This is a genomic window from Amycolatopsis alba DSM 44262 (assembly GCF_000384215.1).
In the GTDB taxonomy this organism is placed as follows: Bacteria; Actinomycetota; Actinomycetes; order Mycobacteriales; family Pseudonocardiaceae; genus Amycolatopsis; species Amycolatopsis alba.
This window is the reverse complement of the sequence record NZ_KB913032.1, coordinates 8,313,323-8,327,100: the sequence shown is the minus strand read 5'-3', so window position 1 is coordinate 8,327,100 and position 13,778 is coordinate 8,313,323. Positions and strand designations below refer to the sequence as shown.

Sequence of the window (13,778 nt, the reverse complement as noted above, 5' to 3'; positions counted from 1 at the left end):
CGGTGTGTCCGCAGAGGTTCGGCGTGCGCGGTCATTCGGGCTTCTCGGGAAGGCGGCCACTCTTCCGCTTCCGGCGTTCGAGAGCGCTCATCAGCACTATCGCGCTCAGTTCGGCCGCGGGTGCCCCCGCGAGGTGCAGCAAATCGCGAACCGATCCGGGTTCGATCAGAAGATTGCCGGTCATGATGGTTACGCAGAGCATGATCAGGACGATGATTCGTTGTCGGCTCGTGTGGTCCATGTCTGTATGTGTGCGGAAGGCCGCTGGTCTGCCCGAAATCGGCGGCGCAATGCCGATGACACCCGAACGGGCTATGGATCAACCGATCGAGTGAAGTCTTGGGTAATCGGGGAAGGGAACCGGTTTTCGGCGCACCTACTCCGTGAACGCAGACCCGCTTGATGGAGGAATGCTGTGACGCATGTTCATGATCGGACGAGCGCGACACCGGCCGCGGCCGGTTCCCATGACGAGCACCGCGGGTTCGCCAGGGAGGTCATCGCTTTCAACGCCGCTCCAGAGGGTGGCCGTGCCCTTGCCTTCGAGCGGATCATGATGTCGCACGCGGATTACTTGATCAGATACGGCCGATCCACTTCGGGCTTGGACGCGGACTCGGTCCGGGACGTGGTCATGTCCACATTCCTCGACGCCTGGAAAGGGTTAAGTGCGATCGAGGACCCGCAAGCGATTCGACGCTGGCTGGTGACGATTCTCAAACGTAAGTTGCTCAAGGTTCACAAGCTGAGTTCGCGCGAGATCGTGGATGGGCTTGTACCGGAAAAGGCTTCTCGTGCAGCGTCGGCCGAGTCGTTTGAGGAGAAGTACGGGAACAGTCAAATCAGCCAGGAGATCCTTCGGCTCGTCGCTCTCATCGCGAAGACACTGCCGGAGAACGAGAGAAAACTTTACGACCTGCGTTTCCGTCAGGGGGTCGGCATTCGACAGCTGGAAAGCGAGCTGGGAGTACCTGCCCAGACGGTCTACAGCCGTACTCGTCGCATGGTGACCAGGCTGGCCAAGGCTGTCGAGGCAGAGGTGCTGGTCCGGGACCTCGGGAAGGGCTGGAACTGCAAAGGGCTGAAGACGATTCTCGAAGAAGCCCGTCATGTGGTCTCGGACTCCGAGGTCATGCCTGCCGACTTGTGCAAGAAAGTCACGAGCTTTCTCGATAACCACGCCACACGATGCGCGGAGTGCGCCGAGTACGACAAGGTTCGCGATCTGTTTCGCGCGCACTGGAAGCCGGCGCTGGTCGTGGCGCTCACGCTGGGGGGCTTCTGGCAGCTTCGCGATGCCGATCCGGACGTCGATGTCGAACTCGTTTCCGCCGAGCATGACATTGCCGCGCGTCCGCGCGATGTGCGCTCGGCAGGGCGTCGCGTCCTGAGCAGGTCGATCGCGGCCGTTCCTGCTGTCGCAGGCTTGGCGCTGCTCCTGGTGATTCCTTCGAAAGCCGGGATCGAGAGCCTTCTCGGCGGCGTTCCGTCGCCCCAGCCATCCGCGACCGCCGCGCCGGCCCTGGTCACGCCCACGACGCCGGGACAGCGGCCTGGCGCTGAGCCGTGGCACGGCGAACAGGGGGAAGTGCCGCCGGAGGTCCCCAGTTCCGGCGCGCTGCCGGGTGATGTCCCCGCCGCCCTGATTCCGGCCACGCCACCGCCTCCGGGAGCGCTGGTTCTCACCCCGCCGGTGATCGACCTCCCTCTCTACGCGACGACGGCGACCATGGGAATCACCGCGGGCAGCGATATGTCCTGGACGGCGATCGCCACCGACCCCGCGATTGCCATGGCGTCGGCCGGCGGCGCACTCGCCACGGGGCGCACCGTGCCCGTCAAGATCACCGTCACCCCGAACGCCGCGGCGTCTCCCGGCGCCGGGATCGTCGTCACGTCGTCGGCCGGGCAAAAGGTCACGGTACCCGTGCGCTGGCAGGTACCCGGCCGCATCGGGGTCACCGCGCCACGCATCGACTTCGGTGAGCAAGCCTCCAGCGCCACCTTCAGCGTCATCGCGACCAAGGGGAATCTGACGTGGTCGACGTCCTCCCCGCACCCGGCGCTGAGCGTCAGCCCGGCCCGCGGTTCCCTGACCGCCGGGAAGGGCTCGATCGTCACCGTCCGCTTGACCCGGCCGATCGGCACCGGTGGTGAAGTCCCGTTGCGCGTGACCACGCCGGACGGGCAACAGAGCACGGTGATGGTGCGCTGGCTCCCGAGTCCGGGAATGCTGCGCACCAGCACCGGCGCCGTTCACATCGGGTCATCGGAGTTTCAAGAACGGTTCACGGTCGATGTCACCGGTGGCGCGAACACCTGGACGGCGACGGTATCCGCACCCGGATGCACGACGCCCAGGTGCAGGCTCTACCTCGACCGGACGTCGGGATCGGGAAGCGGGGAGATCATCGTCCGGCTGGAACCACACCCGTCCCGTGACGACCCAGGTGCCTACAGCACGGGAACGATCACCCTGACCACCCCCGACGGGCAGCGGGCCACGGTCCGCGTGACATGGGACCCCTACGAGCCCGGATGAATCCCCTGATTCATCGCCAAGGAAGGGAGACCGTCACAGCTGCACGAGGCCCCATTGCTGGTGCCAGCCGCCGTGGCAGTCCCAGGTGAGGACCGGCGTGCCGGGCGCTGTCGAGGCGGCTTGGACTTCCAGGCAGAGGCTGCTGTGGCGGGCCTGGAACTGGTAGAACCCGTTGTGCAGGTCGATCACGCTCCATTGCTGGTGGGTGCCGCCGTGACAGGTCCACTGGAGTGCTCGCGCACCGTGTGAGCCCGCGTGGTCGACTTCGAGGCACTGGCCGGTGTGCTCCACCACGAGCCGGTAGTAGCCCTCGGTCACCGGGTAGAGGCGCCACCGCTGGTGGTTGGCACGGTGGCAGTGCCACTGGAGAGTCGGGGTGCCCGGCTGAAGGCCGGCGGCCTCGACCTCCAGGCACAGGCCGCTGTGCCGCACCCAGACCGAGTAGGGCCCCGGTGGAATCGCCTGTGCCACAGCGGGTGCGAAAAGCGCCACCAGCGCGGAAATCAGCATCGCCAGTCCGATGCCACGTCTGATTCTGGCCATTGTCCAGTCACCTTTCTGCAGATGTGGGAAAAGGCCGATCCGGACGCCGCTGACCGGCCGGTACAGGGGAAACGGTCAGCCTCGCGACGACTTACCCAACATGACATCGGCGGCGGTGACCGAGGAACAGGACGGTCCGGTGAGCGGACCCGACGCGTTCTCTCGACCGGGATCGCTGGAAGCCGCCCGTCCGCCGGATTCGGGTCAGCCGTTGGTTCAGCATAATTCTCCGTGTGGTGGCTTTGTTTCTGCCCGAGGACGGACTCGGCCGCACAGGGGGACCGTGATGCGGTACAGGCAAGAGGCAATTCGCGGTGACATCGACAAGACCGGCGGTCGCGGCGTTTTGGAGGGCGCTTTCCTGCTGTTGGACGAACTCGCCACGGTCGGCGAGGCAGGCCTGACCCGCCTCGCCGCTGGTGCGGGATTGCCGAAGAGCACGACTCACCGGCTGCTGAGCCAGCTGGTCGAGCTGGGCGCGGTTCAGCGCCGGTCCGGGCGTTACCGGATCGGGCCCCGGACGCTTCGGCTCGGCGCGGCCTGGCCACCTGGCCGGGTCCTGCGCACGGCCGCGCTGGGTCCGATGCGGCAACTGGCGGCGGCGACCGGCGCGAGCGTCCGGCTGAACGTGTTCCTGTCCGACGAGCACCGGGGGCTCCCCAACCTCTGGATGTACGGTGAGGCGGACCGGCCGTGGCCGGCTCCGGGACACCGGACGCACCCGGCCGGATCGCTTTCGACGGCACCCACCTCGAACCAGATCACCTCCGCCGCGTTCGCGCAGTTCGTCGCGGAGCTGCACGGCAACCACGTCGCCCTCGACAACCGGCAGCCCGATCGGCCGGTGTTCGCCGTGATAGCAACGGTTCGCGCGCCCTCGGGAAGGATCGTCGCCGCGATCAGCGCCGGCGTTCTCGACGACCGCCGGCTCTCCTCGCTGACTCCGGCCGTCCAGCGGGCCGCACGGCTGGCCAGCGCCAATCTGGCCCGGCATCCCGCGGTGCGGCCAGGCTGAGCCCGTTTGACATGCTGCCGGTGTGACACCAACGGAAACCCGGCCTGTCCAGGCCTACGCCGGCCAGGTGAGAGGGCTGGTCCTGGTGTGTCTGGCCGGTGTGCTCTGGGGCACGATCGGCCCGGCGATCCCGGTCGTGCACGACATGTCGGGTCTCTCGCCGGTGACCATCGGCGGGTACCGCGCTTTCGTCGCCGTTGTCGTCCTGGTGATCGCTGCTGCCCTGATGCGGCGGTTGCGCGACTGCGCGCGGCTCGGGCGGCGGCAGTGGCGGCGGGTGACCGCGGTCGGGGTGTCGACGGCGATCTTCCAGCTGTTCTTCTTCCTGGCCGTCCTGTGGGCCGGGGTGAGCGTCACCACCGTGGTGTGCCTCGGGTTCGCGCCGGTGCTATTGCTGATCACCGGCAGTGTCCGGCGTCGTCGCCGTCCTTCCGCCGGCCAGTTCCTCACGGTCACGGTCGCCGTGGCAGGGCTCCTGCTCGTCAGCGTCGCCGGCAGCCCTGACGGCGACGCGCCGCACCCGGTTCTTGGCGTGTTCGCCGCACTCGTCTCCGGAACTGCCTACGCTCTCTCCGCCGAAGCCGCCGCGCCGCTGTCGCTGCGGCTCGACACGCTCACCATGACCACGACGACCACCTGCGTCGCCGCGATGGTCCTGGTTCCCGCCGGACTGATCGTGCCTGCGACGAGCGGGGAGGGGGTCTGGACCACCGACCTCGGGTCGTGGGCGCTGATCGGCTACCTCGGAGCTGTGACGATGGCGCTCGCCTACGCGTTGCTGTTCACCGGCCTGCGGACCACGGCCAGCGGCGCGGCGGTGGTGGCGACCCTGCTCGAACCGGTCACCGCCGTCGTGATCGCCGTCGTCTTCCTCAGCGAGCGGCTGACGGTGGCCGGGGTCGTGGGTGTCGTGCTGATCATGGCCGCGATCGGCAGCCTGGGAAGCCGGTCGACGGAACCCGCGCCGCAGTGATCTGTCCACTTGGAACAGTCCGCCCTTGCTGGCCGTGGAGCACGTCGGCGACCACCGGCGGAGCGGGACTGGCCGTCGACACGGCGCGAAATCGCCCGCACCCGACTTTCGGGCCTACAAGCCGGTGCGAGAGGGCCCTTACCATGATGTGGTCTAGACCTCTCATGAGGAGGAACTTGCGATGAAGTTTTCCCGCTCCGCCGTCAAAGTGGCGATACTGACCGCCGTGCTCGGCACGGTCTCGGTGTTCACCGCCGTCCCCGCCCTCGCGCACGGCTCGATGGGCAAACCGATCAGCCGGATCATGCAATGTTTCCAGGAGGGTCCGGAGAACCCGCGGTCCGCCGCGTGCAAGGCCGCCATCGCGGTGGGTGACAGCTGGCCGATCTACGACTGGGACGAGGTCAACATCGGCGACGCCAGCGGTCACAGCCGCGAAATCATCCCGGACGGCAAGCTGTGCAGCGCCGGCCGTGGCAAGTACAAGGGGCTCGACCTGGCCCGCAACGACTGGCCGGCGACCACGCTGCCGGGCAGCGGCCCGTACACCTTCCAGTACCAGCTGACCGCCGCGCATCCGGGCACCTTCGAGCTGTACGTCACCAAGCCGAGCTACGACCCGACGAAACCGCTCAAGTGGTCCGACCTGGAAGCCACCCCGTTCTACAAGCAGGACAATCCGCCGATCGCCGGCAATGCCTACCAGCTCAAGGCGAACCTGCCCGGCGGGCGCACCGGCAGGCACCTGATCTACTCGATCTGGCAGCGCCACTGGCCCGACTCCGGCGAGGCCTTCTACTCCTGCTCGGACGTGATCTTCAACTGACCCCACGGCCCGGCCCGCCACTGCGATCGGCGTGGCATCCGGGTGGGACACGAAGGCCTCCGGTCGTGAAGCGGTCACTTCACAGCCGGAGGCCTTCATCTGTCAGCGGCGCTCCGCGGCCAGCAGATCGAGCAGGCCGGGGAGCCGTCGGTTGATTTCCGCCCGGCGCAACCGGATTCCCTTCCGGTTCCCGTAGTTGATCTCGTGGATGAGTCCGGCCTGGCGCAGAACCCGGAAGTGGTGCGTCTGCGTCTGCTTGGACACCGGGAGATCGAACGAGTTGCAGGTGTGCTCGCGGTCGCTCTCGTCCGCCGCCAGCTTCACGATCACGGTGCGGCGATGCTCGTCGGCGAGCGCGCGGAACACCGTGCCCAGATCGGCGTTTCCGGCGTCGTCCTCGGTCGGGCCTGACCCGGTCATCGCCTCACCCCCTTCAGGTACGTCTTGCATCGTACCTTACGGCCGTGTTTGACTGAAGGTACGACGAGTGACGTACCTGAGGCTTGCGCACGAAGCAGGACTGCGGGCGCTCGTCGCTTCCCTCCTCCGAAAGGTTGCGGCCATGACGCCTTCCCGCGTCCTGATCCAGGGCGCCGGTATCGCCGGCCCCGCTCTCGCCTACTGGCTGGCCCGGCACGGGTATCGGCCGACGGTCGTCGAGCAGGCCGAAGAGCTGAGATCAGGCGGCAGCGCCATCGTCGTCAAGGAACCGGCGCTGACGGTCGCCAGGAGCATGGGCATCCTCACGCGGTTGCGCGAGGTCGCCACCGGCTCGAGCGTCCTCTCGCTCCTCGATCCGGGCGGGCGGCAGCTCCTCCGGGTCCCGACGACTTCGCCGCGGTCGGTCGAAGTAACCCGATCCGACTTGTCCACGGTGCTCCACCAGGCGGCACGGGACGACGCGGAGTTCCTCTTCGACGACACGATCGCCGGCCTCCGGCAGGATCGAGCGGGGGTCGACGTCACCTTCCGCCGGTCACCGCCACGCCGTTTCGACCTGCTCGTCGGCGCGGATGGCATCCATTCCCCGGTGCGCGGCCTGGTCTTCGGACCGGCGGAGCGGTTCACGACCGGCCTGGGCATGTACGGCGCGACGGTGCCGGTGGAGCCCAGTGCGCTCGATGACCCGGAGGCGGCCGTGATGCTGACCGCGCCCGGCCGGATGCTCACCATCCACCCGTCACGGGGGAAGCCACTCGCGATGTTCACCTTCCGCGGAGGGCGGGTGCCCGGCTACGACCGTCACGACACCGCTCTCCACAAGCGCATGGTGGCCGAGGCGTACGCGGATATCGGCTGGCGAGGCCCCGAACTGGTCGAGGCGTACCAGAACCACCCCGCGCCCTTCTTCGATCCGCTCGCCAACGTGCGGATGGACAGGTGGTCGCGCGGCCGCGTGGCGCTGCTCGGCGACGCGGCCTCGGCGGTGGCCCTGCTCGGCGACGGGTCGAGTATGGCGATGGCAGGCGCGCACACACTGGCCGAAGCGCTCGCGGCACATCCCGGTGACCATGCGCGAGCCTTTCAGGCGTACGAGGCGAAGCACCGGCGGCAGGTGGACCCGAGGCACCGGCGCGTCGGCCTCGTCGCCACTCTGCTCGTCCCGCGAACTCGGCACGGGCTGGCGCTGCGCAATATCGCCGTCCGAGCCGTCGGCCTCGCCACCCGCACTCGAAACACCTTGCCCGCCAAGCAGAACAGCCGGGTCTGAGCGGTCGGTGCGGGAGCCGGGCTCCTCGGCCGTCTCAGGTGCCTGGAAGATCTTGACGTTCTGGTGCTTGAATCTCGGTCGCCGGTTTCTCCTGCTCGGCGGCCCATGACGCCAAGAGGGCCAGACCGTCCGCGGTCGCGGTGCCGGCGGGCGCGGTGTAGACGGTCAGGAGCAGGCCGGGGTCGGCGGGCAGCTCCATCGACTCGACGTCAAGGTCGAGCCTGCCCACCGCCGGATGGTGCAGGCGCTTGCGTCCGGACCGGTGGAGCCGGACGTCCTGAGATGCCCAACGCTGCCGGAAGAGGTCACTGCGTGTCGATAATTCACCGACGAGGGCGATCAGCTCCTCGTCGTGTGGATCGCGCCCGGCTTCCATGCGCAGCTTCGCGGCCACATCGCCGGCGATGCGGTCGTAGTCGACGAAGAAGGTTCCTGCTGCCGCGGGATCCAGATACACGAACCGTGCGGTGTTCGCCGTCCGGCGCGTGTCGGCCAGTACCGGTGAGTACAGCGCTCGGGCGAGGTGATTCGTGGCCAGCACGTCGTAACGGCCGTTGCAGATCCACGCCGGCGCATCGGTGATGGCATCGAGCACCTGCTGAAGCGCCGGACGCACCGTCACAGCGGGGCGACGGCGGCGTGGACCGCCGGGCGCCCTGGACTGCCGTGCGAGGTGGAAGAGGTGATCGCGCTCGGCCTCGTCAAGGTGCAAGGCGGAGGCCACCGCGTCGAGCACCCCGTCGGAGGTGCCGGCGAGGCTGCCGCGCTCCATTCGCACGTAGTAGTCGACCGATACCCCCGCCAGGAGAGCCACCTCTTCGCGACGCAGACCTTTGACCCGGCGGTTGCCGCCGTAGACCGGCAGTCCGGCCCGCTCGGGTGTGATCCGCGCGCGACGCGAGCGGAGGAATTCCTTGATCTCAGAGCGCAGATCGATCTTGGCCACCCGCTCACCATAGGCGCGGTACGCAGGCGGAGGGAGGCTCTGCCGGTACCCCCGACTCCTAGGTACCCGACGCGGTCGTGGCGATGCCGCCGTCGACCGGGATGACGGTACCTGTGAGATAGGCGCCGGCCCGGCTGGCGAGGAACACGGCGGTGCCTGCCATGTCGTCGTCGCGGCCGAGCCTGCGCAGAGGGGCCTTCGCCGCGATCGTGTCGCCGATGGCGTCGAGCGTTGACGCCATCATCTGCGACGGGAACGGCCCTGGGGCTACCGCGTTCACCGTGACGTGCTGGGGGCCCAGTTCCCTGGCCAGCACCCTGGTGAGTTGATGGAGTGCCGCTTTGCTGCTGGCATAGGAGTAGTTGGGCGACTCGGCGACGTGGACGGCGGCGATACTGCCGATGTTGACGACCCGCGCGGGATCATCGATGGTGCCCGCCCTGCGCAGTGCGGGGAGCAGCGCCTGCACCAGCCAGAACGGCGACTTGAGGTTGAGGTCGATCACCGCGTCCCAGGCCTCGTCCGGGAATGTCTCCAGCGGCTCGCGCCACATCGCTCCCGCGTTGTTGACGAGGATGTCCAGGCGTTCCGAGCCGTCCATGACGAGATCGGCGAGGCGCTGACATTCGTCGTGCCTGGACAGGTCGGCGGGGATTGCTCGAACGTCGCCGAATTCGGACAGCAGATGCTGTGCCTCCGCACACGCGTCCGCCTTGCGTGAGCTGATGACGACGCGCGCGCCCGCACACAGAAGGCCGCGCGCGATCATCATCCCGATGCCCCTGGTGCCGCCCGTGACAAGTGCGTACTTCCCACTCAGATCGAAAAGGCCCGAGTGAGGGATGGATTGGCTGTCCGCCATGGGTATTCGTTCTTTCTGTCGTGGGAGCATGCGGCTGAAGTGAACTGATGAGGTGAAGCCGCAGCGTGTTTCCCTGGAATGTTGCCGGCGCGTTTTCGTTCCGGAGCCGACTCAAACAGGTTGGCAGGTGTCTTGGACGTCCGGGAGACCCTGGTGATTCAGGTACTGCGAGGGCCCCCTTGCCAGGTCGACCTGGCATCCGCTGGTGCGCGTGCCGGTAGCCGCGATCAGGCGATCCTGCGCGCGGCAGCGCCGTTGTGGAGGAAGTGGGCGCGACCGTGTTCGTCGCGGCCGACCAGGGACAGGACTTGGTGGCCGTCGGACTTCGGTTCGGCGGTGATGATCGAGCTGTCGTGGAGCCGCACTACCTCGATGCGGTCCTCGGGCTTGCCGAGGAAAGACTTCGCGAGTTCGCTGCGAGGTCGGCGGATGAGGAACGCGCGGTCGTTCTCGACGGTGAGTGTGTGGTCGTACAGGCTGGTGCGGTAGGTGCCGCACCAGCGATTCACGTCGATGGGGGCGGGCCTCGCGGGCGGCACCGGCAGCGGCGTCGTTTCGACGCCGGCGAGGTCTCCGAGCACACGGCCGAAGATCTCGTAGGCCAGCGGATCAGCACCCGAACTGTTGGTCAGCACGACAACTGCCACACCGGCCGACGGGGCGACACGCAAGAAGGCCTTCTGTCCCTTGGAGACGCCGGTGTGGCCGACGACGCCGTCCCGGTAGAGCATCCAGCCGAGTCCCCAGCCGAGGATGCCGCCGCCGAAGTCCGGGACGGACTCGAGCTGGGGGTCACGCAGTGCCGCGAGCGCGGGGTCGGTCAGGTGCAGGCGGACGAACGTCAGCAGGTCTCGTGCGTTCATCGCGAGATGGGAGCCACTGGGCGTGGAGAAATAGCGGACCGCCCAGCTCTTGGTGGGCGCGAGCTCCCCGTCTGTCTGGACATGGCCGACCGCGGCGCGGTGCAGGATCGCCTCGTATGTGGTGGTGGCGACGGTGGGCAGGCCCAGCGGTGTCACGATGCGCTCGCGGAGCGCGTCGTGGAAAGGCTTGCCGCGCAACACCTCCACGAGCCTGCCAAGGACCACGTACCCGCTGTTGGAGTAGGAAAAGAGGGCGCCGGGCGGGAGAAGGTGGTCCGCGTCGGCGAGGGTGGCGACGAACTTCTCGATCGCGTCGTCGTTGCGTCCGGTATCGGTGATGTGCTGGCCGTCGATGCCGCCGGTGTGGGTGAGCAGGTGGCGGGCGGTCAGGCTCTCGGTGGCGGCCGGGTCGCTCAGCCGGAAGCCGGGCAGATAGTCGCGAACAGGCCGGTCGAGATCCAGGACGCCGTCGGACACCAGTTGCCGGATCAGCGTGGCCGTCCAGATCTTGGTGATCGAGCCGATCTTGAACACCGAGTCGGGCGTGGTCTCGACACGGGTGTGCAGGCTCAGCACGCCGGCGGCCTCGTCGTGAATCTCCCCGTCGGCGAGTACCGCGACCTGTGCGCCCGGTACGTCGTACTTCGCGATGAGCTCGCCCAGGTTCCACTCCACCCCTTCAACCTAGCTTCACCCGCTTGCCCAGTCAGGAGCGGCGGCAGAAGACCGCTGGCTGACGGCAGGTCCGCCGCGTGGTGTGTTCGGCGAGGAATTCGTCAGGAAGAACTCGAGGGCATCGCGGAATCGGCCGTCGACACGTTCGTGCGCGCGTACGGTCCGTAGGCGAAACGCCGCGCTTAGTCCAAAGAGGACTCACGGGTGCCGGATGGCTCATGGCCATCGCGGTGAAACCGGGTTCCGGCTCAGCTCGCCTGGTCCCGCCACGGCGCGGGGTCGACGCCGAAGGTCCGGCGCAGCCCGTCCGCCCCGGCCTCGGTCACGTGCACCATGCGCGGGGCCGTCCCGTGCCGGATCCAGCCGAGCGTGAACATGCGCTCGGTGACCGCCGCGGCCACCGAGCCCGCCAGATGGTGCCTGCGCTCGCTCCAGTCAACGCAGTAGCGGATGGGGGCGCGGCGCACCGGCAGCGTTTCCGGGTCGACGCCGAACGACCGCAGCGTGTCCTTGCCCGCGTCGGTCAGCTCGTAGTCCATGTCCCGGCCGTAGGAGGCCGGGCGGTCCTGTTTCGCCCCGACCTTGCGCCTGCCGGAGATCAGCTCGCCGTCGACCAGCGCCGCCATCAGCTCCACGCCGAGCTTGCCCGCCACATGGTCGTAGCAGGTCCGCGACCGGCGCAGGGCGTTCGTGCGGGTGCTCTGGCGCAGCGTGCTGATCGGCAGCGGCGGCGCGATCACCGCGAGCGCTTCGAGCGCCGTGGTGATCTCCGTGCTCGCCAGGCGGTAGTTGCGGTTGCGGCCGTCGCGCTCGACGACCACCATGCCCGCGTCGAGCAGCCTCGTCAGGTGCGCGCTGGCCGTCGGGCCGCGCACGCCGGCCTCCGCCGCGAGCACGGTGGCGCTCAGCGCGCGACCGCCGGAAAGCGCTTTGAGGATGCGGGCCCGTGAGCCGTCCGCGATGAGCGCGGCGGCACGGGCGATGTCCGGTTCGCCGTCCACGGGAGCAGCCTAGCGCGTGCACACTTCGATGGGGAGCGAAGCGTTTTGCGGCGACCCTGAGCGGTATGGATCTGCACACCGATGGGGTCGCCACGACTCGGCCGCCCCTCGTCGTCGCCCCGTTGCTCGCACTGAGCCTCGGCTACTTCCTCGTCATGCTCGACGTCACCGTCGTCACGGTCGCGGTGCCGGAGATCCAGCGCTCACTGGGCGCGACCCCGGCGGGGCTGCAGTGGGCCGTCGACGGCTACAGCACGATCTTCGCCGCGCTGCTGCTGCTCGGCGGCGGCCTCGGCGACCGGCTGGGGCACCGGCGGATCTTCCTCACCGGCATGGGGGTCTTCACCGCCGCTTCCGTGGTGTGCGCGGTCGCGCCGGACACCGCCCTGCTGATCACCGGCAGGCTCCTGCAGGGCGCCGGCGCGGCCCTGCTCGTGCCGACCTCGCTCGCCCTGCTCGCCGCCGCCTACCCGGATCGCACCGTCCGCGCGCGGGCGCTGGGGTTCTGGGCCGGCGTGGCCGGGGTGGCGTTCGCCGCCGGCCCGGTCGTGGGCGGCGTGCTGGTGTCCGGGCTGAGCTGGCGCGCGGTGTTCTGGATCAACCTGCCGATCGCCGTCCTCGGCGTCGTGCTCACGCGCCGCCACGTACCGGCCCCGCCGAAGCCGGACTCCGGGCGACGGGTGGACGTCGTGGGTCAGGTCCTCGCGATCGCCGGCCTCGGATGCGTCGCGGCCGCGTTGAACGAGGCCGGTTCGGCGGGCTGGACCTCCACACCGGTGCTCGGGGCGTTCGTGGTCGGGGCGCTCGCCTTGGTCACGTTCGTCGTCACCGGCCGGAATCTCGAACGCCGCGGCCGGTCGCCGCTGCTCCCGCCGTCCCTCTTCCGGCACGCCGGGTTCGCCGCCACCGCCGCCGTCGGGGTACTCCTCAACCTCGGCTACTACGGCATGCTCTACCTGAGCACGCTGTACTTCCAGAACCAGCGCGGTTTCGACGCCATGACCACCGGCCTGGTCCTGCTGCCGACGGTGTGCATGGCGCTGATCGCGGCCCCGCTCTCCGGCAGGCTGACGGCACGGTTCGGTCCGTACCGTCCCATGGCGGGCGCGCTCCTGCTCGGTGCTGCGGGCTTCGTCGGCTGGCTCGCCGCGGGCCCGGACACCCCGTACACGGCGCTGCTGTTCGCGCTCGTCGCCACCGGCCTCGCGACGCCGATGACCGTGCCCGCGGCGACCGCCGCGATCATCGAGTCGGCCCCCGCCGAACACGCCGGGGTCGCCTCCGCGGTCTTCAACGTGTCCCGGCAGATCGGCAACGCGGTCGGCGTCGCGTTGTTCGGCACGCTCGCGGTCACCCTGTCCGACCCGTACCTGGGGCTGCACATCTCCGCGGTCATCGCCGCCGTGGCGTTCGCGGCCGCGGCGGCGCTCGCGTTCCTCGCGGGCCGCATCCGCACCGTTTCCTGCTGAGAGAAGAGGACAGCGCAGGACAGTTCGAGTGGCGATCAACGGGTCCGGTCGCACGGGCCTGACCACCATCTGCCCACTCGCCTGCGGCGGCTCGCGGACTACGTGGTCCGTTTCACTCGCCGCCCCCTGAAGAACGGCTGGCTGCCCACACTTGGCTCCCGCAGCACCAACCGCGAAGCATGTCACGAAAACACGCCTGAGTATGACTACGAGAATCACTCAAGCGGGGGTCGCCGGAGGCATGCTTGTACTCTACCTAGGGGCTAGGTAGAGTACAAGCATGGGTAGTCCGCGTAAGCCTCGGATGACTTTGCCGACGCAGCTGGTTCTGCGAGCGTTGATGGGGGATCCG

The 13,778-nt window shown here is 68.6% G+C and carries 13 protein-coding genes; 6 read left to right on the top strand and 7 right to left on the bottom strand.

Annotated elements, in window-relative coordinates:
- Positions 1–31 precede the first annotated feature (31 nt).
- A complete protein-coding gene (locus tag AMYAL_RS49670) occupies positions 32–184 on the bottom strand; it encodes a hypothetical protein (RefSeq protein ID WP_167336194.1) in 153 nt (50 codons plus the stop codon).
- A 231-nt stretch (positions 185–415) separates the two neighbouring features.
- Here AMYAL_RS49670 and AMYAL_RS48115 point away from each other — a divergent pair, with 231 nt between their 5' ends.
- Entirely contained in the window at positions 416–2,542 is a 2,127-nt protein-coding gene (locus tag AMYAL_RS48115; protein WP_020636681.1) for a sigma-70 family RNA polymerase sigma factor, read from the top strand.
- A gap of 33 nt (positions 2,543–2,575) precedes the next feature.
- Here AMYAL_RS48115 and AMYAL_RS47260 read toward each other — a convergent pair whose 3' ends face one another.
- The gene (locus AMYAL_RS47260; protein WP_051137604.1) at positions 2,576–3,085 is read right to left on the bottom strand and encodes an RICIN domain-containing protein; all 510 of its coding nucleotides are present in this window, start codon (positions 3,083–3,085) and stop codon (positions 2,576–2,578) included.
- 286 nt (positions 3,086–3,371) lie between these two features.
- On the opposite strand from AMYAL_RS47260, the gene AMYAL_RS47255 reads away from it, so the two are divergent.
- The 3 genes from AMYAL_RS47255 to AMYAL_RS0138725 all read left to right on the top strand — a co-directional run bounded on the left by AMYAL_RS47255 (position 3,372) and on the right by AMYAL_RS0138725 (position 5,899).
- Positions 3,372–4,100, top strand: coding sequence for a helix-turn-helix domain-containing protein (locus tag AMYAL_RS47255; RefSeq protein WP_020636679.1), 729 nt, complete (start codon positions 3,372–3,374; stop codon positions 4,098–4,100).
- Positions 4,101–4,122: 22 nt separating this feature from the next.
- Complete coding sequence (locus tag AMYAL_RS0138730) at positions 4,123–5,073, top strand: DMT family transporter (RefSeq protein WP_245193299.1); 951 nt, start codon at positions 4,123–4,125, stop codon at positions 5,071–5,073.
- A gap of 181 nt (positions 5,074–5,254) precedes the next feature.
- Positions 5,255–5,899, top strand: a complete 645-nt coding sequence (locus AMYAL_RS0138725; protein WP_020636677.1) for a lytic polysaccharide monooxygenase auxiliary activity family 9 protein — start codon at positions 5,255–5,257, stop codon at positions 5,897–5,899.
- A gap of 102 nt (positions 5,900–6,001) precedes the next feature.
- Here AMYAL_RS0138725 and AMYAL_RS0138720 read toward each other — a convergent pair whose 3' ends face one another.
- Positions 6,002–6,319, bottom strand: coding sequence for an ArsR/SmtB family transcription factor (locus AMYAL_RS0138720; protein ID WP_020636676.1), 318 nt, complete (start codon positions 6,317–6,319; stop codon positions 6,002–6,004).
- A gap of 142 nt (positions 6,320–6,461) precedes the next feature.
- Here AMYAL_RS0138720 and AMYAL_RS0138715 point away from each other — a divergent pair, with 142 nt between their 5' ends.
- On the top strand, positions 6,462–7,610 hold the full coding sequence (locus AMYAL_RS0138715; RefSeq protein ID WP_020636675.1) for an FAD-dependent monooxygenase: 1,149 nt from the start codon (positions 6,462–6,464) through the stop codon (positions 7,608–7,610).
- Positions 7,611–7,644: 34 nt separating this feature from the next.
- Here the strand turns inward: AMYAL_RS0138715 and AMYAL_RS0138710 are convergent, their stop codons facing one another.
- The 4 genes from AMYAL_RS0138710 to AMYAL_RS0138695 form a co-directional block, all read right to left on the bottom strand.
- On the bottom strand, positions 7,645–8,556 hold the full coding sequence (locus AMYAL_RS0138710) for a helix-turn-helix transcriptional regulator (protein ID WP_020636674.1): 912 nt from the start codon (positions 8,554–8,556) through the stop codon (positions 7,645–7,647).
- A 58-nt stretch (positions 8,557–8,614) separates the two neighbouring features.
- Positions 8,615–9,418: an SDR family oxidoreductase gene (locus tag AMYAL_RS0138705; RefSeq protein ID WP_020636673.1), complete on the bottom strand. Its 804-nt coding sequence runs from the start codon at positions 9,416–9,418 to the stop codon at positions 8,615–8,617.
- 227 nt (positions 9,419–9,645) lie between these two features.
- Complete coding sequence (locus AMYAL_RS0138700; protein WP_020636672.1) at positions 9,646–10,956, bottom strand: serine hydrolase domain-containing protein; 1,311 nt, start codon at positions 10,954–10,956, stop codon at positions 9,646–9,648.
- Positions 10,957–11,204: 248 nt separating this feature from the next.
- Positions 11,205–11,957 carry an ArsR/SmtB family transcription factor gene (locus AMYAL_RS0138695; protein WP_020636671.1) on the bottom strand — a complete coding sequence of 251 codons (753 nt, stop codon included), beginning with the start codon at positions 11,955–11,957 and terminating at the stop codon, positions 11,205–11,207.
- 65 nt (positions 11,958–12,022) lie between these two features.
- Between AMYAL_RS0138695 and AMYAL_RS0138690 the strand changes: the two genes are divergently transcribed.
- Complete coding sequence (locus tag AMYAL_RS0138690; RefSeq protein WP_020636670.1) at positions 12,023–13,426, top strand: DHA2 family efflux MFS transporter permease subunit; 1,404 nt, start codon at positions 12,023–12,025, stop codon at positions 13,424–13,426.
- Positions 13,427–13,778: the final 352 nt, after the last annotated feature.